Genomic DNA, 24867 nt, shown 5'->3' on the forward strand with positions numbered 1-24867 from the left:
TTGTTCGCCGCGCTAGAACGCCAGCTAGCGGGTGACCAGCCTCCCCGCGTCGTCGACCTCCAGGCGGCGGTTGCGGCCGGCGAGCAGGGCGAAGCCCATGCTGACGGCGATGATGCCCAGCAGCACCCGGGTCAGGGTCGTCAGGCCGACCTCGAACTGCAGCATCACGCCGATCGCCAGCGGCCCCATGGCGGCCAGGGTGTAGCCGCCCCCCTGGACCAGCCCCGAGAGCTTGCCGGCCAGGCGTGAGCTGGCCGTTCGCAGCACGATCAGGGTGAGGGCGAGGCTGAAGCCGCCGCCCTGGCCGAGCCCCAGCAGCACCACGCCGGGCCAGCGCCAGATCGCCGGCGCCTGGAGCAGCAGCCAGAAGCCGGCGGCGACCATGCCCAGCACGATCAGCAGGGCAGGCCGCTGGTCCTGACCCAGGCGTGCCAGCCAGGGCGCCGAGAGGGCCGAGACCAGCTGCACCATCACCGAGGCACCCATCATCCAGCCGGCCTCGGCCTCGCTGTAGCCGCGGGCCACCAGCAGGGTGGGCAGCCAGCCGAAGACGATGTAGGCCAGCGACGACTGGCTGCCCATGAACAGCATCACCTGCCAGGCCAGCGGCTGGCTGAGCAGCTCCCGGGTGGAGCCGCCACCCCCGGGCAGGGCCGTGGCGGCGTCATGGCGCGGCATCAGCACCTGCCAGGCCACTAGGGCCACCAGCGCCAGCAGGGACCAGCTGGCGAGCCCGGCCGGCCAGCCCCCCAGGGCGTCGGCCAGGGGAATGCTCAGGCCTGCGCCCAGGGCGCCGCCGAGGCAGAGGGCCATGGTGTAGACGCCGGTCATCAGGTCGGCCCCGGCAGGCAGCTCGCGCTTGACCAGGGCCGGCAGCAGGGTGCCGGCCACACCGATGGCGGCGCCGACCATCAGGGTGCCGGCGAACAGCGCGATGACGGCCGGCACGCCACGCAGCAGCAGGCCGCCGGCCAGCAGCAGCAGGGCGGCGGCCAGGGTGTTCTCGGGACCGAAGTGCTTGGAAAGCCAAGGGGCCAGCGGGGCGAAGATCCCCAGGCAGAGCACCGGCAGGGTGGTCAGGGCACCGATGGCCAGCGCCGAGAGCCCGGTATCCTGCTGGATGCGGGTGAGCACCGGGGCCAGGATGGAGAGGGCGGGGCGCAGGTTGAGCCCCACCAGCACCATCAGGCCGATGAAGAGTGCCAGTTGGCGAGAGGCGGGCCGAGCTGCCTCAGTGCCGTTCGTCATCATCACGCCACTCGCGTCGGGTCGCCGGCCGGGCGGGGCGACGCTCGTCCCGGGGCTCGGCGATCAGGGGGTGGTCCTCGAGCTCGTTGACCGCGCGGAAGGTGACCTCGCCGGGCGGCTGCGGAGTGTCGCGGTCGACGCGCCCGCGGATGCCGGAGACATCCTCGGCGCTGACCAGGCCCGACCCGCCGACGTTGACCCCCGGCTGGGCGACCAGCCTGCCCTCGAAGCTCCAGCAGCGCTGGGGCACCTGGGAGAGGCGCCACAGGCGGTCTTGCCAGTGGGCCTGGCCGTCGTCGGTCAGCGTCAGGTCGTCCAGCGGCACCAGGGCGGCGAACAGGCGGGCGTTGAGCACCAGGCCGCCGCCGGCCAGGCGCACGGCGCCGCGGAACTGCCCCTGCGCCAGGGCCGCGAGCACGGCCTTGCGCTTGTCCCGGCTCTGGAGGGTGCCCTGGCCGCACAGGTGCAGCAGGCCATCATCGACCTGCTTGATGACCCAGACCTCCACGGGGGACGCACCGAACAGCCTCTTCAGCATGCCGGGTTCATCGCATGTGGCGGCGCAGGTCGCCTCGCACCGCGTCGAGCAGGGTGATGAAGCGGGTGTCGCGGTCGCCGTCGATGCGATCGACCCGCACCACGCTGCTCATGCCGCGGTCGATGTTCAGCTGGTCGAAGATTTCCAGGGTGACGTTCTCGGCCGGCTGGCTGCCGGGCTCGATGCGGCCTTCCTCGAGGGTGAAGGTGGTCAGCAGGGTGGCGCGCACGCGCGTCGAGCCGCCCTCCGCCAGCACCCGGCGCACGAACAGCCAGCCCTCGCAGGCCAGCGCCGTGTCGCCGTGTTCACGCAGGAAGAGGGTGCGATAGCTGGCGCCTTCACTGGCGGCCTTGGCGGCCATGCTGCGGTAGGCCTCGGTCATGCGTGTCGCCGAGACTTTCGACTCCTCGAGCCGCTGGTGGGCGCCGTGGTGTTCACGGTCCAGCCGGGCCTGCTGCTGGAAGGTCAGCCAGCGCCGGTAACAGGTGACGAGATTCTTTTCATCCATGGAAGCGTCTTGTCTTGGACGGTGGAAGGGACAAGGGGCAACAGCGGGCTACATTCGCACATTCCGATGCAGCCCGCCAGCCACGGGACTCAGGCCTGGCGCGAGCCGGAGCGGCCGCCGCGCCGACGGCGCGGGGCACGGGCCTCGTCGCCACCGCGGCGCTGGCCCGCGGCCTGACCCTGACGCCGCTGGTCCTGGCCGCCGTTGCGGCCGCCGCCGCCTGAGCGCTTGCCGCGGCCGTTCTCGATGGGCTCGGGCTTGGCATTGGGGTCTGGTTCGAAGCCCGGCTCGATGCGCTTCTCCAGGTCGCGCTTGATCAGCCGCTCGATGCCCTTGAGCAGGCCGTGCTCGTCGACGCAGACCAGGGAGACCGCCTTGCCCTCGCTACCGGCCCGGCCGGTACGGCCGATGCGGTGGACATAGTCTTCGGCCACGTTGGGCAGTTCGAAGTTGACCACATGGGGCAGCTCCTCGATGTCCAGGCCGCGGGCCGCGATGTCGGTCGCCACCAGGACCTGCAGGTCACCGGTCTTGAAGGCGGCCAGCGCCTTGGTGCGGGCCGACTGGCTCTTGTTGCCGTGGATCGCCATGGCCGGGATGTCCTGCTTGGACAGCTGTTCGGCCAGGCGGTTGGCGCCGTGCTTGGTGCGGGTGAAGACCAGCACCTGTTGCCAGTCATGCTCGGTGATCAGGTGGGCCAGCAGATCGCGCTTCTTCTCGCGGTCGACCCGGTAGATCGCCTGGTCGACGAGTTCGGCGGTGGTGTTGCGGCGGGCGACCTCGATCATTGCCGGATCGTCGAGCAGCTTGCCGGCCAGCGCCTGGATCTCGTTGGAGAAGGTCGCCGAGAACAGCAGGTTCTGGCGCTTCTCGGGCAGCACGCGCAGGATCTTCTTGATGTCGTGGATGAAGCCCATGTCGAGCATGCGATCGGCTTCGTCGAGCACCAGGATCTCGACCTTCGACAGGTCCACGTGCTTCTGCTGGTGCAGGTCCAGCAGGCGACCGGGGGTGGCGACCAGCACGTCGAGGCCGGCGCGGATGGCGTCCACCTGGGGCTGCTGGCCGACGCCGCCGAAGATCACGTGGCTCTTCAGGGTCAGGTGGCGGCCGTAGTCGGCCACGCTCTCGCCGACCTGGGCGGCGAGCTCGCGGGTCGGGGTCAGCACCAGGGCACGGACCTGGCGCTTGGTCGGGCGCGGGCCGTCGGCCAGGCGCTGCAGCATCGGCAGGGTGAAGCCAGCGGTCTTGCCGGTGCCGGTCTGGGCGCTGGCCAGCAGGTCACCGCCCTCGAGGACGGCGGGAATCGCCTTGAGCTGGATCGGGGTCGGGGTGGTATAGCCCTGTGCCTCGACGGCACGCAGCAGTTCGGCACGCAGGCCGAGGTCGGAAAAGGTCATGCGGTCTCCGCAGAGACGCCTTGGTCGCGCCGCGTCGGGATACGACGTGGTCAGTCCCGGGCCAAGGCGTGTAAAAGGAATCTGGCGCGGCAGGAGGGACCAGCGATCGCCGCGTCCCCATATTATGCCATAGTGCGTGACTCAGCGCAGCCGTTTGATTTCCGCGGCGATCTCGTCGGCCACCCGGTCCCAGCCGCGGCCCAGGGCACGCACCAGGGCGGGGTAGCCGTCCTGGGCCAGCTCGATCTCCACCGCGAAGGGGGCCATCGCCAGCAATTTGCCCGCGCCGTCACGCAGTTGCCACTGGCCCCCGGCCACGGCCCGGCCGTCGAAGCGGCCATGGAAGCGGTCCACCTCCAGGCGCAGGACGGCGGTGGCGTTTCTTCGGCTGTCGGTATCGTCGCGCATGACCTGGGTATCCGGCAGGCGCGCGGCCAGGCGAGCGCGCAGGCCGCGCTCGAGCTGCAGGCCGAGGGGCTCCGCCCACTGGTGGTGATTGGCCTCGTTGAGGGTGATGTCATCGAGCTGCAGCACCAGGCCGTCGACCTCCAGGAAGCGGGCCAGCCGGGGCTGGCCGACGACCAGCCGATGCGTGGCCTCTGCCCCGGCGATGCGTGCCGGGTCACCGCCGGCATTCGCGGGCAGGGTGTACTGGCTCGGCGCCGGCCCGCTGGCGGCGCAGCCGGCCAGCCACAGCGACAGGCCGGCGGCGATCAAGGCCTTGATGGGCGTCATGGAGCGCTTCCTCGGGGTTGGCGTTGCGGTGCCCTGGGCAGCGGGTCTTCGCCATCCAGGCGGTCGAAGAACAGGGCGCTGGGATTGTCGCGCAGCGTTCTCGCCGTGGGCTGCAGGTCGCGCAGCAGTCGCTCGAGCTGCTGCAGCGTCGAGGTGAAATCGCCGTAGGCGGCGGAATCTGGCGAGACCCCCTCGAGGGTGGTGCGTAGCTCCTCCAGGGTGCGGTTGAGGTTGCCGGGGAGCGCCCGGGTACCGGGATCGTCGACCAGGGTGCGCATGCTGGCGGTGAGCTCGCGGACCTCGACGAGCATGGCCTCGGAGGTCGCCAGGTTGCGGTCGAGCCCCTCCAGCAGCGGTTCGAGCTGCAGGCCATTGAGCTTGTCGAGCAGTGCGGTCACCTGTGCCTCGATCTGGGCGAAGCCGCTCGAAGTGGTGGGGAAGACGCTGCGCTCGGCGAAGGTCTCCGCGACGTAATCGTCGGCCTGGTCGCGCTGGAAGTTGAGGTCGACGAACAGCGCGCCGGTGATGAGGCTGCCGCTCTTCAGCGAGGCCTTGAGCCCCAGCCCGAAGAGGCGCTCGAAGCGCGTGCGCCACTCCTCGAGGTCGAGCTCCTGGGAGTCGATGCCCAGGCGCTGGGGCTCGATGCGGATCAGCACCGGGATGGCGAAGTTCGAGCGGGAATCCGGCTGGGGAGCGGTGAAGTTCCAGGGCACCGCCGCCACCGTGCCGATGCGCACGCCGCGGAACTCCACCGGGGCGCCCCGAGACAGGCCGCGCACCGTGTCCTCTACCAGCAGCACATATTCCAGGTAGCGATTGAAGGTCCCCTGACGGGCGCTTTCCTCGTCGGGGTAGAGGCTGAAGGTGGCGTCGGGCTCCACGGCCATGCCGCGGGGCAGGTCCTCCGGCACACCGAAGGTGACGCCGCCGCCGAGCAGGGTCTCCAGGGAATCGATATTGACCCGGAAGCCCTCGGAGTCCAGGCGCAGGTCGAAGCCGCTGGCCGACCAGAAGCGGGTGCTGTCGGAGACCAGGTCGTGGTAGGGGCTCTCGATGAAGATGCGGTGGTGCATGCGCCGGGTCGCGGCATCGAAGCTGGCTTCCTCGACCCGGCCGACGATAAGGCCCTGGTAGGTGACCGGGTCGCCGACGTTCAGCGAGTTGCCCAGCTGGCTGACCAGGTTGATGCGCAGCCCCTCGGCCCCGGCCGGGGAGACCGGCGGCTGGTCGCTGACCTCGAACTCCCGGTTGTCGATCTCGCTCTGGCCCGGTTCGAGCTGGATGTAGGCGCCGGAGAGCACCGTGCCCAGGCCGCTGATGCCCTCGCGGCCGATGCGGGGCTTGACCACCCAGAAGCGGCTGTCCTCGACCAGCATGGCATCGGTGTCGGGGCTCATGCGGGCGGTGATTACCGCCCGGGAGAGGTCATCCGAGAGGTGGACCCGCTCGACCCGTCCAACCTCGACGTTGCGGGTCTTGATCAGGGTGCTGCCCGCCTCGATGCCCTCGGCGCTGTCCATCATCAGGGTGATCTGCGGGCCGCGACTGCGGTAGTTGTCGTAGACCAGCCAGGCGCCGATCAGGATCGCCACGAGGGGCACGATCCAGATCGGCGAGAGCCGGGCCTGGGGCGTGGCATGGGCGCGGTGGCTGTCCCGGTCGGGCGTCTCGGGGGGCTCGGTCATCGCGGGCTTCCTTGTGCGGGGCGGGACTCACGCGGCAGGGACGGGTCCCAGAGCAGTCTCGGGTCGAAGGTCATGGCGGCGAGCATGGTGCTGACCACCACGGCAGCGAAGGCCAGGGCGGCGGGGCCCGGGGTGATCGACATCAGGGCACCGGCGCGGATCAGCGCCACCAGGATCGCCACCACGAAGACATCGACCATCGACCAGCGGCCGATGAACTCGGTGAGGCGGTAGAGGCGGGTGCGGGTCGCGGCGTTGAGCTCATCGCTGCGCTTGACCACCAGACACAGCCAGGCCAGTGCCACCAGCTTGCCTACCGGCACGATCACGCTGGCCACGAAGATCACCACTGCCACCGGCCAGGAGCCCATCTGGATCAGCTCCACGACCCCGCCGATGATGGTGGAGGGGCTGGCATGGCCCAGGCTGGTGGTGGTCATGATCGGGTAGAGGTTGGCCGGCAGGTACATCACCGTGGCGGCGGCCAGCAGCGCCCAGGTGCGCTGCAGGCTGTGGGGCAGGCGCGCGTGCAGGTTCTCGCCACAGCGTCGGCAGCGACCGTGGCCGTGGTCATCCAGCCGGTTGACCAGCCCACAGGTGGCGCAGCCGGCCAGGCCCTGGACGGCGGCGGGCTCGCCGGTCCGGGTGCCCTCCGGGGCGAGGGGTTCGCCGGCCAGCGAGAACCACATCCAGTCGGCGTCCAGCGACTGGGTGGTGGCCAGCAGCAGCAGGGCGAAGACACAGAAGGCCCAGAAGGCGATGCCCAGCTCGATCTCGGCCATGCCGGCGATCTTGATCAGGCTCACCAGGGCGCCGACGATGAAGACGTCGGCCATCATCCAGGGGTGCAGGTGGGAAAGCGAGCGGGCGATGCTGCGGCTGGCCGGCAGCGGTGCCTGGCGCAGCAGGCCGAGCTGCAGCCAGACCACCCCGGCGAGGTAGACGGCGGGCAGCACGGCGATGGTCAGCAGCACCGCGATGGCCACCAGCGGCTGGTCGAGACCGATCAGGGTGGTGGCGGTCTGGGAGAGCTCGATGCGGTTGCCGATGCCGCCGATGCTGAAGCTGACGAAGGGAAAGGAGGCCGCCAGCGCCAGCGCCACCAGGGCGGCCAGCGCCAGCGCCATGCTGCGCTGGGCCGGGCGGTAATGGCGGCTGGCCAGGGTATGGCCGCAGCGCGGGCAGTCGGCCTTCTCGCCGGCGTGCAGTGGCGGCAGCGCCACCAGCCAGTCGCACTCGTGACAGGCCCGCAGCCGTCGCCGTGAGGTGCGCGTCTCCGGTGGCGAGCGATCCACCAGGGGGGCTCCCCGGGGCAGGGTGGGGGTGCGAAAGGCGAGCCTGGGCACCGCGATGGGGTCTCCTCGTGCCGTCAGATGTCGGAAATCCAGTGTGGCACGTTGACGCAAGCGACACCATATACAAACATGCGGGCCTGAATGTTCCCGAGGAGACGACATGTTAGTTCCCGCCGTGGCGGTTTTGGCAGGCCTGGTCCTGCTGGTATGGAGCGCCGAGCGCTTCGTCGATGGGGCGGCGGCGACCTCCGCCCGGCTGGGCCTGTCCCCGCTGCTGATCGGCATGCTGGTGATCGGCTTCGGCACCTCCGCCCCTGAGCTGGTGGTCTCCGCCCTGGCGGCCAGTCAGGGCAACCCCGGCCTGGCGCTGGGCAACGCCTACGGCTCCAACATCGCCAACATGGGCCTGATCCTGGGCCTGGTGGCGCTGATCTCGCCGCTGGCGGTGCACTCCGGGGTGGTGCGTCGCGAACTGCCGGTACTGGGTGGTGTTACGCTGCTTTCCGCCCTGCTGCTGTGGGGCGGGGTGATCGGCCGCCTCGAGGCCATCCTGCTGCTGGGGCTGCTGGCGGCCTTCATCGGTGTCTCCATTTATCTCGGGCTGCGCGACGGCAGCGATGCCCTGTCCAGCGACACCGAGGAGAGCCTGGCGGTGCACCCCATGTCGCTGAAGGCCGGGCTCGTCTGGACGGGCATCGGCCTGGTGCTGCTGGTGGTCAGCTCGCGCATCCTGGTATGGGGCGCGGTGGCCATCGCCCAGGGGTTCGGCGTCAGCGATCTGGTGATCGGCCTGACCGTGGTGGCGGTGGGTACCTCGCTGCCGGAGCTGGCCTCCTCGATCAGTGCCCTGCGCCGCCGCGAGCACGACCTGGTGCTGGGCAACGTGGTGGGCTCCAACCTCTTCAATACCCTGGGCGTGGTGGGCCTGGCCGGGGTGATCGCGCCCATCGAGGCCGGTCGCGAGGTGCTGCTGCGCGACTGGAGCCTGATGATGGCCATGACGGTGATGATGGCGGTCTTCGCCATGGGCTGGCGTGGTCGCCAGGGCCGCATCAACCGGGCTGAGGGCGCCGCCCTGCTGGCGATGTTCCTCGGCTATACCGCCTACATGGTCAGCATGGTCATCCGGGGCGGCGCAGCGGGCTGAGCCCGCTGCGACACTGCGACACGGCACCGCTGGTGGTCAGGTCCGCCCGCCGGGCGCAGGATAGTGGGCTTGCCGAGTGATAAGGTCATGACGTCTGGTGTCATGACACGCCTTGAGGGCGTTGCCATCAGACTGGTCTAGGCTGGGCATGGGTAAGGAGGAATGCGGCAAGGCGCCATGAGCATGGCGGCCTCACGTACAAGGGCACCAACGAGTGCCGTGCGCATCCCTTGATGACTCTGTCTTTGTGGAGCCCCGTCTCCGCCGCAATCAGGAGTGCGTGATGGAACTGGATCCCCTGCTGCTGTCGCGACTGCAATTCGCCTTCGTGGTCGCCTTCCACGCCATCTTCCCGGTGTTCACCATCGGTCTGGCGTCCTATATCGCCCTGCTCAACGGCCTCTTCTTCAAGACCGACAACCCGGCATGGGACCGTCTGGCGCTGTTCTGGACCAAGGTCTTTGCCGTGGTGTTTGGCATGGGGGTGGTGTCGGGCATTGTCATGTCCTTCCAGTTCGGCACCAACTGGAGCAACTTCTCCCTGGCGGCATCCAACTTCCTCGGCCCGGTGCTCAGCTACGAGGTGGTCACGGCCTTCTTCCTCGAGGCCGCCTTCCTCGGGGTGCTGCTCTTCGGGCGAGGCAAGGTGCCCCAGGGCGTGCATCTCTTCGCCGCCATCATGGTCGCCACCGGGACCTTCATTTCCTCGTTCTGGATCCTCTCGGCCAACAGCTGGATGCAGACCCCGGCCGGCATCGAGCTGATCGACGGCCGCTTCCATGTGACCTCCTGGAGCGAGGCGATCTTCAATCCCTCCTTCCCCTATCGCTTCTGGCACATGGTGCTGGCCTCCTTCCTGACTGGCGGCTTCGTGGTGGCCGGGGTCAGCGCCTGGTACCTGCTGATCCGGCGCGACGTGGAGGCCAATCGCAAGGCCCTCTCCATGTGCCTGTGGCTGCTGCTGGTGCTGACGCCGGCCCAGGCGGTGCTGGGCGACTTTCATGGCCTCAACACCCTGGAGCACCAGCCGACCAAGGTCGCCGCCATGGAGGGTAACTGGGAGCGCAGTTCCCATGTGCCGCTGCTGCTCTTCGCCTGGCCCGACCAGGACGCCCAGCAGAACCGCTTCGAGGTCGGCATCCCGAGCCTCGCCAGCCTGATCCTGACCCACCATGCCGACGGCGAGGTGCCCGGGGTCAGCCAGGTGCCGCCCGAGGAGCAGCCGCGGGTATGGCTGGTGTTCTGGTCCTTCCGGGTGATGGTGGGCATTGGCCTGGTCATGATCGCCGTCTCCCTGGCAGGGCTCTGGCTGCGTCGCGGTGGACGGGTCTTCGAGCATCGCGGCTTCCTGCAGCTGCTGCGGGTGATGACGGTGACGCCCTTCATCGCGGTACTCGCGGGCTGGTTCGTCACCGAGACCGGCCGGGCGCCCTGGCTGGTCTACGGCATGATGACCCATGCCGAGGGGCTGACGCCGTCGCTCACCGGCGGCATGGCGCTGTTCACCCTGGTCGGCTATATCGCCGTCTACGCGGTGGTGTTCTGGGCCGGCCTCTACTACCTGACCCGGGTGGTGCGCCAGGGCATGCTGCCCGAAGCGCCTCATGACCATGAGGTGGAACGGCCCAAGCGTCCCCTGTCGGCCGCCCATGCGACCTTCGATGACGCCTCTCGCCAACCGGGAAGGAGCTGAATCATGGAAGCATTCGACCTGACACTGATCTGGGCCCTGATCATCGGTTTCGGGGTGATCATGTACGTGCTGATGGACGGCTTCGACCTGGGCGTGGGGATCCTCTTTCCCTTCGCCCCGGACGAGGCGTCGCGTGACCTGATGATGAACTCGGTGGCGCCGGTCTGGGACGGCAACGAGACCTGGCTGGTGCTCGGCGGGGCCGGTCTGCTGGGGGCCTTCCCGCTGGTCTATTCGGTGTTCCTGCCGGCGCTCTACATCGGGGTCTTCCTGATGCTGGCCGGCCTGATCTTCCGCGGCATCGCCTTCGAGTTCCGCTTCAAGTCGCACCGCAACCGTCACTGGTGGAACCGTGCCTTCTGCTGGGGATCCGCCGTGGCGTCCTTCGCCCAGGGCGTGGTGGTGGGCGCCTATATCCAGGGCTTCGCCGTGGAGGACTTCGTCTATGTGGGGGGGCCACTGGATTGGCTGACGCCCTTCAGCGTGCTCACCGGCCTGGGGCTGATGGCAGGCTATGCCCTGCTCGGCGCCACCTGGCTGATCATGAAGACCGAGGGGGCGGTCCAGGCCTGGGCCTATCGGCTCACGCCGCGCCTGCTGCTGGCGGTGCTGGGGGTGTTCGCGATCATCAGCGTCTGGACCCCGTTCGTCGATGTCGGGGTTCGCGAGCGCTGGTTCGGCCACCTGAATCTGATCTGGGTCTTCCCGGTGCTGGCGCTGGCCTGTGCGGCGCTGCTGTGGCGTGCCATCAGCCAGCGTCGCGAGGGACAGCCCTTCATCGCCACCCTGGGCCTGTTCCTCTTCACCTATCTGGGGCTGGTGATGAGCAAGTGGCCGGTGATCGTGCCGCCCGACTACACGATCTGGGATGCCGCCTCGGATCCGGGCTCGCAGCTCTTCCTGCTGATCGGGGTGCTCTTCGTGATCCCCATCGTGCTGGCCTATACCGCCTGGAGCTACTGGGTGTTCCGCGGCAAGGTGCGACCCGGTGAGGGGTATCACTGAGCCGATGGACGCGCCCGACGCGGCGACAGGCGAGCTGACCGCGCGCCGCTACCTGAGAGACCTGGCCGCCGGCGAACGCCGGCGGCTACGTCTCGCCGTGCTGGCAGGCACCTCGGCCGGCCTTGTGACCATCGCCCAGCTGGTGCTGCTGGCCCGGTTCATCGGTCGCCTGCTCGTCGACGGGGCGTCGCTGGCTGAGCTCGCGCCGCTGCTGGCGGGAATGCTGACCATGCTGGCGCTGCGTGCCCTGGCGCTCTATCTGCAAGAGACGCTGGCGCAAGCGGCGAGCCTGCGGATTCGCCGGCGCGTCCGGCGCACGCTGCTCGATCACCTGGCGCGACTGGGGCCTGTAAAGCTGACGTCGCGGCACAGCGCGTCGCTTGCCAGCCAGCTGGTGGAGCAGGTGGAGGCCCTGGACGGCTACTTCGCCCGGTTCCAGCCGCAGCTGCGCCTGGCGGTGCTGGTGCCGCTGCCGGTCGTGCTGGCGGTGCTGTGGCTGGACTGGTTGGCGGCCATCTTTCTGCTGATCTCGGCGCCGTTGATCCCGCTGTTCATGGCCCTGGTGGGGATGGGAGCACAACGGCTCAACCAGGAGCAGTTCGCCGCCGTGGCGCGACTCTCGGGCCACTTCATCGACCGCGTGCGGGGCATCACCACGCTGCAGCTGTTCGGTCACACGGCCCAGGCCACCCGCGAGGTGCATGCCGCCGCCGATGACTACCGGCAGCGCAGCATGCGCACCCTGCGCCTGGCGTTTCTCTCCTCGGCGGTGCTGGAGTTCTTTGCCTCGGTGGCGATCGCCGTGGTGGCGATCTACGTGGGCTTCGGCCTGCTGGGCTACATCGAATATGGCCCCGCGGACGAGTTGACCCTGTTCAGCGGCCTGCTGGTGCTGCTGCTGGCACCGGAATTCTTCCAGCCGCTGCGCAGCCTCTCCCAGCACTACCATGACCGGGCGGCGGCGCTGGGGGCCGCCGAGGGGCTGGTGGCCCTGCTCAACGAGGCCCCCGATGCCGGGCGCCTGTCGGGCGGGGCCGTCCCGGCGCCCTCGCGGGATGTGCTGGTCGAGCTCGAAGCCGCCAGCGTCGAGCATGTGGGGCGGGGGCGTGTGCTGGGGCCCGTCGACCTGACACTGGCCGCGGGCGACGTGGTGGCCGTTACTGGTCCGTCGGGCGTCGGCAAGTCCACCCTGCTGCAGCTGCTGGCCGGTTTCATCGCGCCCGCCAGCGGCAGCATTCGCGTGGCCGAGGGGCTGAGTCTGGCCTGGATGGACCAGCGCCCGCTGCTGATCCAGGGCAGCCTGGCGGACAACCTGCGGCTGGCGGCGCCCGACACCAACGAGGCCGAGATGTGCCGGGCACTGGCCCGGGCCGGCCTCGGCGAGCTGCTGGCGGCACTGCCCCACGGGCTCGAGACACGCCTCGGTGAGCGCGGGGTCGGCCTCTCCGGGGGTCAGGCACAGCGGCTGGCCCTGGCCAGGGTCTTCCTCTCCCGGGCCCCACTGGTGCTGCTCGACGAGCCCACGGCCAGCCTGGACGCCGAGACAGAAGGCTACCTCATCGAGGCGCTACAGGCGTTGGCCGATGAGGGGCGGGCACTGGTCATCGCGACCCATCATCCCGCCCTGATGGCGCTGGCGAAGCGCCGCCTGTCGCTCGAGGCCCAGGCAACGGTACAGGAGGCGAGCCACGATGCCCTCGCCTGACGCCTCGCTCTGGCGCACCCTGCGCCCCTGGCTTGCCCTGCTCGGACAGCGTCGCGGCCGGCTGTTCCTGGGCGCCCTGCTGATGGCGCTGACCCTGGTCTCGGCCATCGGATTGCTGGCCCTCTCGGGGTGGTTCATCACGGCGACGGCGCTGACCGGCCTGCTGCTGGCGGCGGGCATCGCCGCGACCCTGGAGGTGTATGTCCCCGGGGGCGGGATTCGCTTCTTCGCCGTGACCCGCACGGTGTCGCGCTACGTGGAACGCCTGTACAACCACGATACCGTGCTGCGACTGCTCGCCGACCTGCGCTCACGGCTGTTCGCCGTGCTCTCCGGCCTCGACGCCCACGCCCTGTCGCGTCGACGCGCCAGCGACTGGCTCAACCGCCTGACGGCGGATATCGACACCCTGGACAGCCTCTACCTGCGCCTGTTGGCGCCGGCGCTGGTGGCGCTGCTGGCGATCCTCGGCCTGGCCGCGTTCCTGGCCCTCTGGTCGCCGCGGGTCGGCGTGGCGATTGGCGCGTTGCTGCTGCTGGGCTGGCTTTGGCTGACGGTGGGCCAGGCCCGTCTGGGCATGGCCACCAGCCATCGCCAGGTTGGCGATCTCGAACGGCTCAGGGGACGACTCATCGAGCAGGTCCAGGGCCTGGCGGAGCTGGAGGCGTATGGCAGCCTGGCGGATCACCGCGCTCGGCTGGCCGCCATCGAGACGCGGCTCTACCGGGATCAGCGTCGCCTGGGACGGCGGGTGGCGCTCGGCAATGCACTGGCGTCGCTGATCGTGGGCCTGGCAGGGCTCCTGGCCCTGTGGCTCGCGGCCGAGGCCTGGAGCGCCGGGCTGCTGTCCGGGCCGCTGACCGTGATGATGCCGCTGGCGGTGCTGGCCATCAGCGAAGCGCTGGCCCCGCTGCCGGCCGCCTTCACCTGGCTGGGGGCCACGCGGGGCGCCGCCGAGCGCCTCAATGCGCTGGAAGCGCAGCAGCCGTGCCGGGCCACGGCGGACTCGCCTGCACGGCTGCCGGTGGGGGCCCTGTCGGTGACCCTTACGGATGTCACCTTGACCCATGCGGACGCCCTGGTGCCGGCCCTGGCCGAGGTCGGCCTTGGCCTGACACCCGGCGAGCGGCTGGCCTTGTGCGGGGCATCCGGGGCGGGCAAGTCCAGCGTGGCCGGGCTGCTGACGCGACAGCTCAGGCCCGAAGCGGGCGAGGTGCGGCTGGGTGGCGTGGCGCTTGAGGCCTGGCCCGAATCGGCGTTGACCTCCCGAGTGGCCCTGCTGACCCAGCAGACGGACCTGTTCGACGATACCCTGGCCGCCAACCTGCGCCTGGGCGACCTCGAGGCGGGCGAGTCACGGCTGTGGCAGGTGCTGGCGATGGTGGAACTCGCCGATTGGGCCGGGGCGTTGCCCCGGGGGCTCGATACCCGGGTGGGAGAGGGCGGCCGGCGGCTCTCCGGCGGCCAGGCCCGGCGCCTCGCTCTCGCTCGGCTGCTGCTGCGCGAACCGGACCTGGTGGTGCTGGACGAACCCTTCGCCGGGCTCGATGTCGAGACCGCGGCACGGCTCGCGGCCCGCCTCGATGCGTGGCTGGCGGGGCGCACCGTCATCTATCTGGTGCACCAGCTCGGCGACGCCATCGACCCGCCCGGCATCGACCGCTGCCTGACCCTGCGGGGTGGACGACTTTGCACGCATGGTCAGGATGTTTCAGGATGAGATCGACGACTCTCCTGGACGAGGTGTGCCATGCGTGATTTCCTCAGGCGCCTGCCCAAGGCCGAACTCCATCTGCACATCGAGGGCTCGCTGGAGCCCGAGCTGATGTTTTCCCTGGCCGAGCGCAACGGCGTCAGCCTGCCCTACGCCTGCGTGGAGGAGGTCCGGGCGGCCTATGACTTCTCCGACCTGCAGTCTTTCCTCGACCTCTACTACCAGGGCATGAACGTGCTGCGCACCGCCGAGGACTTCCATGACCTGGCCATGGACTACTTCCGCCGCGCCAGTGCCGAGGGGGTGGTGCACGTCGAGATGCACTTCGATCCCCAGGCCCACCGGGTCCGCGGCGTCGAGCTGCCGGTGGTGATGGAGGGGCTCTCCCAGGCGCGACGCCACGCACAGCGCGAGCTGGGCATGTCCACGGCACTGATCATGGCGTTCCTGCGCGACCGGCCGGCCGAAGAGGCGATGGCGCTGATGGAGAGCGCGGCCCCCTACTGGGAGATGCTCGACGCCGTGGGGCTGGACAGCGCCGAGCGTGGCAACCCCCCGGCCAAGTTCGTCGAGGTGTTCGAGCGGGCACGGCAGCTCGGCATCCCCCGGGTCGCCCACGCCGGTGAGGAGGGGCCGCCCGACTACATCCGCGAGGCCCTGGACCTGCTGGATGTCTGTCGCATCGACCATGGCGTGCGCTGCCTGGAGGACCCGGAACTGGTGGCCCGACTGCGGGACGAGGGCGTGGTGCTCACCGTCTGTCCGCTCTCCAATGTGCGCCTGCGGGTCGTCGAGCGCATGACCGACCATCCCCTGCCGCAGCTGCTCGACGCCGGCCTGCGCCTGACCCTCAATTCCGACGATCCGGCCTATTTCGGCGGCGGCATGCTGGCCAACTTCGAGGCCTGTGCCGAGGCCTTCGGCTGGTCGAAGGAGATCTTCATCCAGCTGGCCGGCACCGCCATCGAAGCCGCCTTCATCGACGAGACGCGCCGCCTCGACCTGCATCGCCAGCTGGCGGCGTGCCTCTAGCGTCCCGCCAGCGAGTGGCCCCGGGCCGGGCCGAGCGGCACGCGATGCCCCATGGGCGCGCGGGCGCCCCAGCGTTGACGGGCTGTCGTGCAACGGCCTGTAATATCGTGTAAAAGGAAGGTTCTCATCCTGCCATCGGGCCGATCGGGGAGAGCCGTTCTTGAGCCTTAAGACCCGTTTCCTGCTGCTGGCCGCCTGCCTCGTGCTCGTGGCATCGGCGGCCGCCTGGACCGTCTTCCAGCGCATCACCGAGGGCATCATCGAGCAGTGGGGCGAGCGCGTCGCGGCCATCCAGGTGCAGTATGACAGCGGTCGCCTGCTGCAGCCCCTGGAGCGGGAGATTGCCCTGGCGCGCCAGATGGCCGACTCCATCGTGCTGCAGCGCTGGGCGCGAGACCCCGACGATCCGGCGCTCGAGGCCCAGGCCTTCGCGGAGATGGAAAGCTTCCGTCGCAACTTCCGCGACAACAGCTATTTCGTCGCGCTGAGAGGCAGCGGCGGCTATTATCACAACAATGCTGCCGGCGATTACACCAGCGAACGCCTACGCTACCGGCTGCGGCAGAGTCGACCGGCAGACGCCTGGTTCTATCGCCTGATCGAGGAGGGGCGGGACTTCCACCTCAACGTCAATCCTGACGTGGAGCTCGGCGTCACCAAGCTGTGGATCGATGTCCTGATGCGGGACGCCGATGGCGAGATCCTGGGGGTAGTGGGCACCGGCATGGAGCTCGAGGGCTTCCTGCAGGAGGTCGTGGATATCCAGCAGCCTGGCATCACCACCCTGTTCGTCGACTACAACGGCGCCATCCAGCTCTACCGCGACCGTCGCCTCATCGACTACGCCAGTTTCGTCAAGCCGGAGGGGCAGAAGCGTACCCTGGACCTGCTGGTGGACCTGCCCCGCGACGCCGAGGCGCTCTCCGGCATGATGCGCGAGCTGCGCGAGGCCCCGGACCAGTCGCCGAACGTGCGCACCGAGTTCGTCACCGTGGAGGGCAAGCGCCACCTGGCCGGCGTGGCCTTCCTCCCGGCCCTCGGCTGGTTCGAGGTGACGTTGCTCGACCTTGGTGCCCTGATGCCGCTGGACGGTTTCACGCCGGTGGCGGTGGTGTTCGTGCTCACCCTGCTGGTCATGCTGCTGGTCTTCCACCTGGCGCTGCGCCGGCAGCTGCTGGTGCCCATCGCGGCCCTGGAAGCCGCCATGCAGCGGGTCAAGGAAGGCGACATGTCGCCCTCCGATCTGCCCCGGGGGCGGGGCGAGATGGGCCGGCTGATGCGCCATTTCCATTCCATGGCCGAGGCCATCCAGCGCCATACCCGGGATCTCGAGGAGCGGGTCCGCGAGCGCACCGAGGAACTCGAGGCGGTGGCCATCCGTGATGTGCTGACGGGCCTCATGAACCGTCGCGGCATGCAGCGGTGGCTGGAGGAGCAGATCCTGCGGGCGTCCCGGGAGGGGAGCCACTTCGGGCTGATCTGGCTGGATCTCGACTGCTTCAAGGAGCTCAACGATGGCCTCGGTCATGCGGCAGGGGATCAGGCCCTGGTCCGCGTCGCCGAGACGCTGCAAGACGGGCTGCGTCCCTACGACCGGGCCTCGCGCTGGGGAGGTGACGAGTTCCTGGTGCTGCTTTCGCCCTGCGACGAGCCGACCCTGACCCGCGTCGCCGAGCGCCTGCGCCAGGCGGTCGCCTCGATCGAGGTGGCCGGGGGAGCCGTCACCATCAGCGTGGGGGCCTGCCTGGCCGTTCCCGGAGAAGACCTCGACAGCCTGTTGAAGCGGGCCGACGAGGCGCTCTATCAGGCCAAGGCCGAGGGGCGCAACCGGGCCCGGGTGGCCGTCTAGGCCCTTAGCGGACGAAAACCAGAGAACCCCGGGATGGCCGGGATTCACGGGTCCAGGCGGTGGTCTCCTCGAAGTCCTGCCCGAGCATCTCCTGGCCCATGATGGCCACGGCTTCCTCCAGGGTATCGGTGGCGCCGCCCGCCATCGCCGCTGAGGGCATCCTGCGACGTTGACTGATGCCATCGGTCGACCCATGATGGTTAAAATTTGATCGATCAGGGAAGCGTAAAAATGGCCACGGCAACTCTCTCCAGCAAGTACCAGCTCGCCATCCCCAAGGAGGTGAGAGAAAAGCTCGGTCTCGGAGCCGGCCAGACCTTCACGGTGTTGGCCAAGGGGCGGGTGATTGAACTGGTGCCGACCCAGAACATCCTGGCGTTGCGTGGCACCATGAAGGAGGCGGATCCTGCCGATTACCGTGATCACTCGGATCGAGTCTGATGACGGCACTTGTCGATACCTGCGGTTGGATAGAGTGGTTGACGGATGGTGAGCTGGCGGATGACTTCTCCCCATGGCTGATCCATCCCGAGGCACTGGTGGTACCAACTGCCGTGCAGTTCGAGCTTTACAAGTGGGTCAAGCGGGAGGTGGGCGAGCCACGGGCACTTGAGGTCATCGCCGCCACGGAGAGTGCCAGGGTAGTAACATTCGATGGCGCCATCGCCCTGCTCGCCGCCGACCTGGCTCTAGAGCATCGACTCTCCTTCGCCGACGCGATTATCTATGCCACGGCGAGTTTTTCCGAATCAGTACTGGTGACGTCGGATGATCACTTCGAAGGGCTCCCGGACGTCATTTTCCTTGATAAGCGCGGCGGCCATGGGGATCGCTGATCAGCGGTCCCGCTGATGTTGGAGGCGCCCGCCGGCCCAGGTCTCGGCCACGCAGCGATCGTCGCCGAGCATCATCAGCGCGAAGAGCGTCTCGGAAAGCGAGCGGCTGCGGGCCGTGCGCCGGGCCAGCAGCGGGGTGGCGGCCGGGTCGAGCACCACGACGTCGGCCTCCATGCCGGGGGCTATCCGGCCGATCTGGCCGTCCAGCGACAGCGCCCGGGCGTTGCCTAGCGTCAGCCCGTAGAAGCCCTGCCAGGCGGTGAGCGGCTGGCCGCGCAGCTGGCCCACCTGGTAGGCGGCCTTCAGCGTGGCCAGGCCGGAGAGGTCGGTGCCGCCGCCCACGTCGCTGGCGTAGGTGATGTTGAGGCCCATCTCGCGGGCCGCCAGGCGGTCGAAGAGGCCGCTGCCGAGGAAGAGGTTGGAGCTCGGGCAGAAGGCGAGGTTCGCCCCTCGGTCGGCGAGCCGACCACGCATCGCCTGGTCCAGATGGATGCCGTGGGCGAAGGTGCTGCGCGGGCCCACCAGGCCCGACTCCTCGTAGACCGACAGGTAGTCGCGGCTGTCGGGGAAGAGCTCGGCGACCCAGTCGAGCTCGCCGGTGTTCTCGGCCAGGTGGGTCTGCAGCCACAGGCTCGGGTCGTTACGCATCAGGCCGCCGGTGGCGTCCAGCTGGGCCCGGCTGGAGGTGGGGGCGAAGCGCGGGGTCAGGCTGTAGCCCAGCCGCCCCTTGCCGTGCCAGTCGCCGATCAACCGCTCGCTGTCGCGGATGCCGCCCAGGGTGTCATCGCAGAGCGCCTCCGGCGCGTGGCGGTCCATCAGCACCTTGCCGGCCAGCATGCGCAGCCCGCGCCGGCGACTGGCCGAGAAGAAGGCATCGACGGAGACCGGGTGGCTCGAGCAGAACACCTGGGCGGTGGTGGTGCCGACCCTCAGCATCTCGTCGAGGAAGGCCTCCGACAGCAGCTCTGCATGCTCCCGCGCCGCGAAGCGACACTCCTCGGGGAAGGTATAGTCACCCAGCCAGTCGAGCAGCTGTCGGCCGTAGGAGGCCATGATCTCCAGCTGCACGTAGTGCACGTGGCTGTCGATAAAGCCGGGCACAATCAGTTTGCCGCGGTGGTCGATCACCTCGATGCCCGCTGGTAGCGACGTCGTCAGGGTAGCGTAGTCCTCCACCGCGCGGATTTGGCCGTCCTCGATCCACAGGGCGCCATCCGGGTGGTGGCGCACGCTGCCCTCGGCGGGGGTATCGGCTTCGCCGGGGTCGGCATCGAAGCTCAGCAGTTCGGCGCGCAGCACGCGCGAATCGTTATGGGTCATCTCGTCAGGGCTCATCGTTATTCGTCACACCGGGGCTGACACGGGGGCAGGCCTGCGAGGAAGCGCTGTGAATACCTCCCTGTACGCTACCGACGCCATCCATGGCGTAGGACCTCCTCTTCGGCCTCCCCCCGGCGCCCCTGGTTCCTTCCCTATTTGTGGGGCTCATCGGTGAGCATGCTGCGCAACTCGGCCGGGTCTAGGCCGCGCTGATCGCCTCGCTCGGGCGACTCGATCAGCGGCAGTAGCTCGGCGATGGCGGCGATGGCGATGGCGTAGGGCGTCTTGTCGCCGCCCCGCTTTTCACCCTGATTCGGGCCCGCCGCGATGCCGATGGGGCAGCGCACACCGGCGAGCGCCTCCTCGCCATGTCCGGCCTCGCGCAACCGGGCGCGGAAGCTGGCCCACTTGCTCTTCGAGCCGATCAGGCCCAGCGAGGCCGTGTCGCCGCGGGCGAGCAGGGCATCCACCAGGGCGCGGTCCTCGGCGTGGTCGTGGGTCAGCACCAGGGCGTGGACGCCAGGCGGCAGGGCGGCCACGGCCTCGGCCGGGTCGGGGGTATGGCGACAGGCCAGGCGTGGCTGGTCGGCCGACCACTCGGGGAAGGTGTCTGTTCGGCTGTCGTGCCACAGTACATGCCAGGGCAGCGGGGCGGCCAGGCGCACCAGTTCGCGGCCCACATGACCGGCACCGAAGATCGCCAGGGTAGCGGGGCTGCCGGGAAAGACCTCGAGCAGCACGTTGACGAAGCCGCCGCAGCACTGGCCGCTGCGCCCGCCCAGGCTGAAGGCCTCCAGGCTCATGCCGGTCTTCCCGGCACTCAGACGTTCGCGGGCGGCCTCGATGGTCTGCCACTCGAAGGTGCCGCCGCCCAGGGTGTCGAAGACCGCATCGGCGGTGATCACCATGCGCGCCCCGGGCTCCCGGGGCGTGGAACCGGCGCTGGTCACCTGGGTGGCCAGGACATGGGGCAGGCCTTCGCGCTGCAGCCGGTGCAGCGCGGCATGCCAGCTCTCCGCCTGCATGCTCATGGCGTCGACTCCCCGCGGTGGCGCAGCGCTTCGGTGGCCAGCAGTACCCGCTCCGGCGTGGCCGGGGTGTCGAGCCGCGGCGCCTCGCGGTAGTCGGCCAGGCTCGCGAGGGCATCGCGCAGTGCCGCCCACACCGAGATGCCGAGCATGAAGGGCGGCTCGCCCACCGCCTTGGAGCGATAGATGCTGGCCATGGAGTTGGGGTGCCCCTCGAGCAGCTCGACGTTAAAGATCTCTGGCAGGTCGCCGAAGGTGGGAATCTTGTAGGTTGCCGGCCCGTCGGAGATCAGTTGGCCGGCGTCGTTCCACCTGAGCTCCTCGCTGGTCAGCCAGCCCATGCCCTGGATGAAGCCACCCTCCACCTGGCCGATGTCGATGGCCGGATTCAGGGAGTCGCCCACGTCATGCAGGATGTCGACTCGGTTCACCTGATACTCGCCGGTCAGGGTGTCGACGCTGACCTCGCTGACCGCCGCACCATAAGCGAAGTAGTAGAAGGGGCGCCCCTGGCCGGTGGTGCGGTCGTAGTGGATCAGCGGCGTGGCGTAGAAACCCTTCTCGGAGAGCGACACCCGCCCGAGATAGGCGGCCTGTACCAGCTCGCCCCAGGGGATGCGCCGCTCGCTCTCGCCGGTGCCGGCCACCAGATGACCGGCCTCCAGGCGCATGCCCTCGCGTTCCAGGCCCTGATCTGGATAAAGGTGCTCGCTGGCGAAGTCGAACAGCCGCGCCTTGAGGTTCAGGCAGGCGTCGCGGGCGGCCATGCCGTTGAGGTCGGCGCCGCTGGAAGCGGCGGTGGGCGAGGTGTTGGGCACCTTGTCGGTGCGGGTGGCGGTGATGCGTACCGTGTCGAGGTCCAGCGCCAGTTCGCGGGCCACCACCTGGCAGATCTTGGTGTGCAGGCCCTGGCCCATCTCGGTGCCGCCGTGATTGATCATCACGCTGCCGTCGGTATAGACGTGCAGCAGGGCACCGGCCTGGTTGAGGTGCTTGGCGGTGAAGGAGATGCCGAACTTCACCGGGGTCAGGGCCAGGCCACGGCGAATGACCGGGCTTGTGGCGTTGAAGTCGTCGATGTCCCGGCGGCGGGCCCAGTAGTCGCTGCTCGCCTCGAGCCGTTCGACGACATGGTGCAGCAGGGCGATCTGCTCCACGGTCTGGCCGTAGTGGGTGGTCTCGCGTCCGGGGCGATAGAGGTTGCGCTTGCGGATCGTCAGCGGGTCCTCGCCGAGGCGTCTGGCGATGTCATCCATCGCCGCTTCGATCACCATCATGCCCTGGGGGCCGCCGAAGCCGCGGAAGGCGGTGTTGGAGGCGGTATGGGTGCGCGCCCGGTGGCCGGCGACCCGCGCCTCGCCCAGGGAGTAGGCGTTATCGGCGTGGAACATCGCCCGGTCGACGATGGCGTCGGAGAGATCCGGGGAGTAGCCGCAGTCGCCGATGAGGGTGAGTTCGCTGCCCTGGATCACGCCCGCCGCGTCCACGCCCAGCCGGTAGCGGTTGTGAAAGGGATGGCGCTTGCCGGTGACGCGCATGTCCTCGGCGCGGGGCAGGCGCAGGCGAGTGGTGCGCCCGGTGCGCCGGGCCACCAGCGCGGCGATGCAGGCCCAGGGCGAGGCCTGGGTCTCCTTGCCGCCGAAGCCGCCGCCCATCCGACGTACCTCCACGGTCACCGCGTGGAAGGGGATGCCCAGCACCTCGGCGACCAGCTTCTGGGTCTCGCTGGGGTGCTGGTTGGAGGTATGGACGATCACCCCCTCGTCCTCGGTGGGCTGGACCAGGCAGGCCTGGCCCTCCAGGTAGAAGTGCTCCTGGCCGCCGACGAACTGCTCGCCCTCGATGACATGGGCCGCGTCCGCCAGCGTGCGCTGCCAGTCGCCGCTCTGCTGGACATGGGTGGGGCGCACGGTCTCGCCGCGCTCGGCGGCGGCCACCGGGTCGAGGCTCGCCGGTTGCTCGTCGATCTCCACGAGCGCCGCCTTGCCCGCTTCCCGGGCGGTGCGATGGGTCTCGGCCGCCACCGCGAAGAGCACCTGGCCGGCGTAGCTGATCTCGTACTCGACGAAGATCGGGTCGCCGGGGAAGACCGGGCCGATATCGGTGTGCCCCGGCACATCGGCAAAGGCGACCACGTCCACCACGCCGGGCATCGCACGCACCGCCGCCAGGTCAAGGCGAGTCAGGCGACCATGGGCCACCGGCGAGAGCCCCAGGGCCAGGTGGAGGGCATCGGCGGGGGCGGCGATATCGTCGATATAGGCGGCGCGACCGGTGACGTGCTTGACCGCGCTCTCGTGGGCGCGGGCGCTGCCGGCAACGCCGCTGGCCGCGGGGGCCTGGGTCTTGAGGGGTTCCGTGTCCCGTGCCATGGGTCCGTCGCCCTTGATGCGACCCTGCTGCTCCTCGCGCACTCGTGTCGTGGCGTCATCGAGGTCGTTCGTCGCCCTGGACGGAGCATCCAGCTTAGTGAGCGTACGCATGGAGCATCACCTCCCGGGGAGCGTCGGTCGACTCCTGTGCCATGACCAGGCGCAGGCGTTCGAGTAGATTGGCGGCACAGAGCCGGCGATAGTGGGCGCTGCCGCGCACGTCGCTCATCGGCTGGAAGTCCTCCGCGAGAGCGAGCCTGGCGGCCTGGAAGGCGGCGGGGGACGGCGGCTGGCCCTCGAGGGCGGCCTCGGCCGCGGCGGCCCGTTTCGGCGTCGCCGCCATGCCCCCGAACGCCAGGCGGACGTCGCACAGCAGGCCATCCTCCAGGCGCCAGCCGAAGGCGCCGAGTACCGCCGAAATGTCATCCTCACGACGCTTGGACAGCTTCCAGACCCTGAGGTGTCGGCTCGGCTCGGGACGGGGCAGGAAGATCGCCCGGATCACCTCGCCCTCGCGCAGCTCGGTTTTCTTGTAGCCGAGGAAGACGTTGTCGAGCGGCAGCTCACGCTCGGCCATTCCCGCACCTTCACCGGGGCCCGCCAGCCACAGCCGGGCGCCCAGGGCAAGCAGCACCGGCGGGGTGTCGCCGATCGGCGAGGCGTTGGCGATGTTGCCGCCCAGGGTGCCGCGGTTACGCACCTGGGCGGAGCCCAGGCGATGCAGCAGATGGGCAAAGGCCGGGTAGTGGTCGGCCAGCAGCGGTTCCAGGCGCGAGTAGGTCACGGCACCGCCGATCCACCACCCCTCGCGGCCATCCGCCAGGGTCGTCTCCTCGATGGCCTTGAGCTCGGCGACCCGGGTGACGTCCACCACCCGCACGAAGCGCGCAAGGCGCTGGGTCACCTCGAGCCAGAGGTCGGTACCGCCGGCGACGATGGGCGCCTCGGGGTGTGCCCCGCGTTCGGCGATCAGTTCGACCAGGGTGGCGGGCTGGACGAAAGCAACGTCGCGGTCGCCGGCCGCCTCGGGGACGGCGTCGACCGCCAGATCCAGCCATTCGGGTCGCTGATGGGGGTAGTCCTCCATGGCCAGCGCCGCGTCGCGGATTGGCCGGTAGCCGGTGCAGCGGCAGAGGTTGCCGCCCAGCGCGGCCTCCAGGCGCTGCGGGGTCAGCGGTGCCGGGGGCGTTGCAGCGTCCGCGTGCTGGTCTTCATAGAGTGTGAACAGTGACATCACGATGCCCGGGGTGCAGAAGCCGCACTGGCTGCCGTGGCACTCGACCATGGCCGCCTGGGCGGGGTGGAGGGTGTTACCCCGGGCCAGGCCCTCCACCGTGACCAGCACGCGTCCCTGGAGCTGATGGGCCGGAGTGATGCAGGCATTGGCGCTGTGGTAGTGAATGCGGCCGTCGGGGCCGGCCTCGCCGATGGCCACCGTGCAGGCGCCGCAGTCGCCGGAGGCGCAGCCCTCCTTGGTGCCGGTCTGGCCGAGCGAGTCGCGCAGCAGCTCGAGCACGCTGGTATCGGGCGAGGCCATGCAGTGGCGGGGCTGCCCATTGAGCAGGAAGTCGATCATCGCCTTGTCTCTATTGTTGGCGTGGATGCGTAGACGCGTGAGCGCCTTGGGCCGGGAGACTTGGTTTCTGACCATTCGGTCAGAATGTGTCCAGCTTGGTCCAGGTTCTTGTGCTTTTCAAGCCCGTTTGCACCTCGCACGGGGGTGGGGCACTATCCTTGGCTTTGATCCGCCATGGGGC

21 protein-coding genes are annotated in these 24867 nt (G+C 69.4%); 9 read left to right on the plus strand and 12 right to left on the minus strand.

Annotated features, from left to right (window positions below; genetic code table 11):
• Positions 1 to 24: 24 nt before the first annotated feature.
• The 7 genes from OP498_RS00255 to OP498_RS00285 form a co-directional block, all read right to left on the minus strand.
• Positions 25 to 1248 (minus strand): MFS transporter, encoded by a 1224-nt coding sequence (locus tag OP498_RS00255; RefSeq protein ID WP_280551600.1) that lies wholly within the window; start codon positions 1246 to 1248, stop codon positions 25 to 27.
• Positions 1232 to 1786, minus strand: a complete 555-nt coding sequence (locus tag OP498_RS00260; protein ID WP_280548259.1) for a hypothetical protein — start codon at positions 1784 to 1786, stop codon at positions 1232 to 1234. The genes OP498_RS00255 and OP498_RS00260 overlap by 17 nt, the downstream gene beginning before the upstream one ends.
• Positions 1787 to 1793: 7 nt before the next feature.
• Positions 1794 to 2294, minus strand: a complete 501-nt coding sequence (locus OP498_RS00265) for a hypothetical protein (RefSeq protein WP_280551602.1) — start codon at positions 2292 to 2294, stop codon at positions 1794 to 1796.
• A gap of 89 nt (positions 2295 to 2383) precedes the next feature.
• Positions 2384 to 3694, minus strand: a complete 1311-nt coding sequence (locus tag OP498_RS00270) for a DEAD/DEAH box helicase (RefSeq protein WP_280551604.1) — start codon at positions 3692 to 3694, stop codon at positions 2384 to 2386.
• Between the two features lie 141 nt (positions 3695 to 3835).
• Positions 3836 to 4429: an ABC-type transport auxiliary lipoprotein family protein gene (locus tag OP498_RS00275; RefSeq protein ID WP_280551606.1), complete on the minus strand. Its 594-nt coding sequence runs from the start codon at positions 4427 to 4429 to the stop codon at positions 3836 to 3838.
• Positions 4426 to 6114 (minus strand): intermembrane transport protein PqiB, encoded by a 1689-nt coding sequence (pqiB, locus tag OP498_RS00280; RefSeq protein ID WP_280548254.1) that lies wholly within the window; start codon positions 6112 to 6114, stop codon positions 4426 to 4428. Before pqiB ends, OP498_RS00275 begins: the two co-directional genes overlap by 4 nt.
• The gene (locus OP498_RS00285) at positions 6111 to 7460 is read right to left on the minus strand and encodes a paraquat-inducible protein A (protein WP_280548252.1); all 1350 of its coding nucleotides are present in this window, start codon (positions 7458 to 7460) and stop codon (positions 6111 to 6113) included. The genes pqiB and OP498_RS00285 overlap by 4 nt, the downstream gene beginning before the upstream one ends.
• A gap of 109 nt (positions 7461 to 7569) precedes the next feature.
• On the opposite strand from OP498_RS00285, the gene OP498_RS00290 reads away from it, so the two are divergent.
• The 7 genes from OP498_RS00290 to OP498_RS00320 all read left to right on the plus strand — a co-directional run bounded on the left by OP498_RS00290 (position 7570) and on the right by OP498_RS00320 (position 17554).
• Positions 7570 to 8556 (plus strand): calcium/sodium antiporter, encoded by a 987-nt coding sequence (locus OP498_RS00290; RefSeq protein WP_280548251.1) that lies wholly within the window; start codon positions 7570 to 7572, stop codon positions 8554 to 8556.
• 283 nt (positions 8557 to 8839) lie between these two features.
• Positions 8840 to 10249 carry a cytochrome ubiquinol oxidase subunit I gene (locus OP498_RS00295; protein WP_280548250.1) on the plus strand — a complete coding sequence of 470 codons (1410 nt, stop codon included), beginning with the start codon at positions 8840 to 8842 and terminating at the stop codon, positions 10247 to 10249.
• A 3-nt stretch (positions 10250 to 10252) separates the two neighbouring features.
• Positions 10253 to 11254, plus strand: a complete 1002-nt coding sequence (cydB, locus tag OP498_RS00300; RefSeq protein ID WP_280548249.1) for a cytochrome d ubiquinol oxidase subunit II — start codon at positions 10253 to 10255, stop codon at positions 11252 to 11254.
• A gap of 4 nt (positions 11255 to 11258) precedes the next feature.
• Positions 11259 to 12959, plus strand: a complete 1701-nt coding sequence (cydD, locus tag OP498_RS00305) for a thiol reductant ABC exporter subunit CydD (protein ID WP_280551867.1) — start codon at positions 11259 to 11261, stop codon at positions 12957 to 12959.
• Positions 12946 to 14679 carry a thiol reductant ABC exporter subunit CydC gene (cydC, locus tag OP498_RS00310; protein WP_280551608.1) on the plus strand — a complete coding sequence of 578 codons (1734 nt, stop codon included), beginning with the start codon at positions 12946 to 12948 and terminating at the stop codon, positions 14677 to 14679. The genes cydD and cydC overlap by 14 nt, the downstream gene beginning before the upstream one ends.
• 30 nt (positions 14680 to 14709) lie before the next feature.
• Positions 14710 to 15705, plus strand: coding sequence for an adenosine deaminase (locus OP498_RS00315; RefSeq protein ID WP_280551610.1), 996 nt, complete (start codon positions 14710 to 14712; stop codon positions 15703 to 15705).
• A 160-nt stretch (positions 15706 to 15865) separates the two neighbouring features.
• Positions 15866 to 17554, plus strand: a complete 1689-nt coding sequence (locus tag OP498_RS00320; protein WP_280551611.1) for a diguanylate cyclase — start codon at positions 15866 to 15868, stop codon at positions 17552 to 17554.
• A gap of 4 nt (positions 17555 to 17558) precedes the next feature.
• Here OP498_RS00320 and OP498_RS00325 read toward each other — a convergent pair whose 3' ends face one another.
• Positions 17559 to 17714 carry a hypothetical protein gene (locus tag OP498_RS00325; RefSeq protein ID WP_280551613.1) on the minus strand — a complete coding sequence of 52 codons (156 nt, stop codon included), beginning with the start codon at positions 17712 to 17714 and terminating at the stop codon, positions 17559 to 17561.
• 71 nt (positions 17715 to 17785) lie between these two features.
• Here OP498_RS00325 and OP498_RS00330 point away from each other — a divergent pair, with 71 nt between their 5' ends.
• Positions 17786 to 17995: an AbrB/MazE/SpoVT family DNA-binding domain-containing protein gene (locus tag OP498_RS00330; protein WP_280548245.1), complete on the plus strand. Its 210-nt coding sequence runs from the start codon at positions 17786 to 17788 to the stop codon at positions 17993 to 17995.
• Positions 17995 to 18390: a type II toxin-antitoxin system VapC family toxin gene (locus tag OP498_RS00335; RefSeq protein WP_280551619.1), complete on the plus strand. Its 396-nt coding sequence runs from the start codon at positions 17995 to 17997 to the stop codon at positions 18388 to 18390. Before OP498_RS00330 ends, OP498_RS00335 begins: the two co-directional genes overlap by 1 nt.
• Here OP498_RS00335 and guaD read toward each other — a convergent pair whose 3' ends face one another.
• From guaD to xdhA, 4 genes are all read right to left on the minus strand, one after another.
• Positions 18391 to 19710, minus strand: a complete 1320-nt coding sequence (guaD, locus tag OP498_RS00340; protein ID WP_280551620.1) for a guanine deaminase — start codon at positions 19708 to 19710, stop codon at positions 18391 to 18393. It abuts the gene before it with no gap.
• 152 nt (positions 19711 to 19862) lie between these two features.
• Entirely contained in the window at positions 19863 to 20741 is an 879-nt protein-coding gene (xdhC, locus tag OP498_RS00345) for a xanthine dehydrogenase accessory protein XdhC (RefSeq protein ID WP_280551621.1), read from the minus strand.
• The gene (gene xdhB, locus OP498_RS00350; RefSeq protein ID WP_280551622.1) at positions 20738 to 23221 is read right to left on the minus strand and encodes a xanthine dehydrogenase molybdopterin binding subunit; all 2484 of its coding nucleotides are present in this window, start codon (positions 23219 to 23221) and stop codon (positions 20738 to 20740) included. The genes xdhC and xdhB overlap by 4 nt, the downstream gene beginning before the upstream one ends.
• Complete coding sequence (gene xdhA / locus OP498_RS00355) at positions 23205 to 24686, minus strand: xanthine dehydrogenase small subunit (RefSeq protein WP_280551869.1); 1482 nt, start codon at positions 24684 to 24686, stop codon at positions 23205 to 23207. The genes xdhB and xdhA overlap by 17 nt, the downstream gene beginning before the upstream one ends.
• Positions 24687 to 24867 lie beyond the last annotated feature (181 nt).

Origin of the sequence: Halomonas sp. 25-S5 (assembly GCF_029889845.1) — a bacterium.
Lineage (GTDB): Bacteria > Pseudomonadota > Gammaproteobacteria > Pseudomonadales > Halomonadaceae > Halomonas.

Excerpts from the sequence above, each read along its gene's own strand:
- pqiB (WP_280548254.1), bottom strand. The coding sequence starts at position 6,114 with ATGACCGAGCCCCCCGAGACGCCCGACCGGGACAGCCACCGCGCCCAT.
- OP498_RS00330 (WP_280548245.1), top strand. The coding sequence starts at position 17,786 with ATGGCCACGGCAACTCTCTCCAGCAAGTACCAGCTCGCCATCCCCAAG.
- cydC (WP_280551608.1), top strand. The coding sequence starts at position 12,946 with ATGCCCTCGCCTGACGCCTCGCTCTGGCGCACCCTGCGCCCCTGGCTT.
- cydB (WP_280548249.1), top strand. The coding sequence starts at position 10,253 with ATGGAAGCATTCGACCTGACACTGATCTGGGCCCTGATCATCGGTTTC.
- OP498_RS00290 (WP_280548251.1), top strand. The coding sequence starts at position 7,570 with ATGTTAGTTCCCGCCGTGGCGGTTTTGGCAGGCCTGGTCCTGCTGGTA.
- xdhA (WP_280551869.1), bottom strand. The coding sequence starts at position 24,686 with ATGATCGACTTCCTGCTCAATGGGCAGCCCCGCCACTGCATGGCCTCG.
- OP498_RS00335 (WP_280551619.1), top strand. The coding sequence starts at position 17,995 with ATGACGGCACTTGTCGATACCTGCGGTTGGATAGAGTGGTTGACGGAT.
- OP498_RS00260 (WP_280548259.1), bottom strand. The coding sequence starts at position 1,786 with ATGCTGAAGAGGCTGTTCGGTGCGTCCCCCGTGGAGGTCTGGGTCATC.
- OP498_RS00325 (WP_280551613.1), bottom strand. The coding sequence starts at position 17,714 with ATGCCCTCAGCGGCGATGGCGGGCGGCGCCACCGATACCCTGGAGGAA.
- OP498_RS00265 (WP_280551602.1), bottom strand. The coding sequence starts at position 2,294 with ATGGATGAAAAGAATCTCGTCACCTGTTACCGGCGCTGGCTGACCTTC.
- OP498_RS00255 (WP_280551600.1), bottom strand. The coding sequence starts at position 1,248 with ATGACGAACGGCACTGAGGCAGCTCGGCCCGCCTCTCGCCAACTGGCA.
- OP498_RS00315 (WP_280551610.1), top strand. The coding sequence starts at position 14,710 with ATGCGTGATTTCCTCAGGCGCCTGCCCAAGGCCGAACTCCATCTGCAC.
- xdhB (WP_280551622.1), bottom strand. The coding sequence starts at position 23,221 with ATGCGTACGCTCACTAAGCTGGATGCTCCGTCCAGGGCGACGAACGAC.
- OP498_RS00295 (WP_280548250.1), top strand. The coding sequence starts at position 8,840 with ATGGAACTGGATCCCCTGCTGCTGTCGCGACTGCAATTCGCCTTCGTG.
- guaD (WP_280551620.1), bottom strand. The coding sequence starts at position 19,710 with ATGACCCATAACGATTCGCGCGTGCTGCGCGCCGAACTGCTGAGCTTC.
- xdhC (WP_280551621.1), bottom strand. The coding sequence starts at position 20,741 with ATGAGCATGCAGGCGGAGAGCTGGCATGCCGCGCTGCACCGGCTGCAG.
- OP498_RS00275 (WP_280551606.1), bottom strand. The coding sequence starts at position 4,429 with ATGACGCCCATCAAGGCCTTGATCGCCGCCGGCCTGTCGCTGTGGCTG.
- cydD (WP_280551867.1), top strand. The coding sequence starts at position 11,259 with ATGGACGCGCCCGACGCGGCGACAGGCGAGCTGACCGCGCGCCGCTAC.
- OP498_RS00270 (WP_280551604.1), bottom strand. The coding sequence starts at position 3,694 with ATGACCTTTTCCGACCTCGGCCTGCGTGCCGAACTGCTGCGTGCCGTC.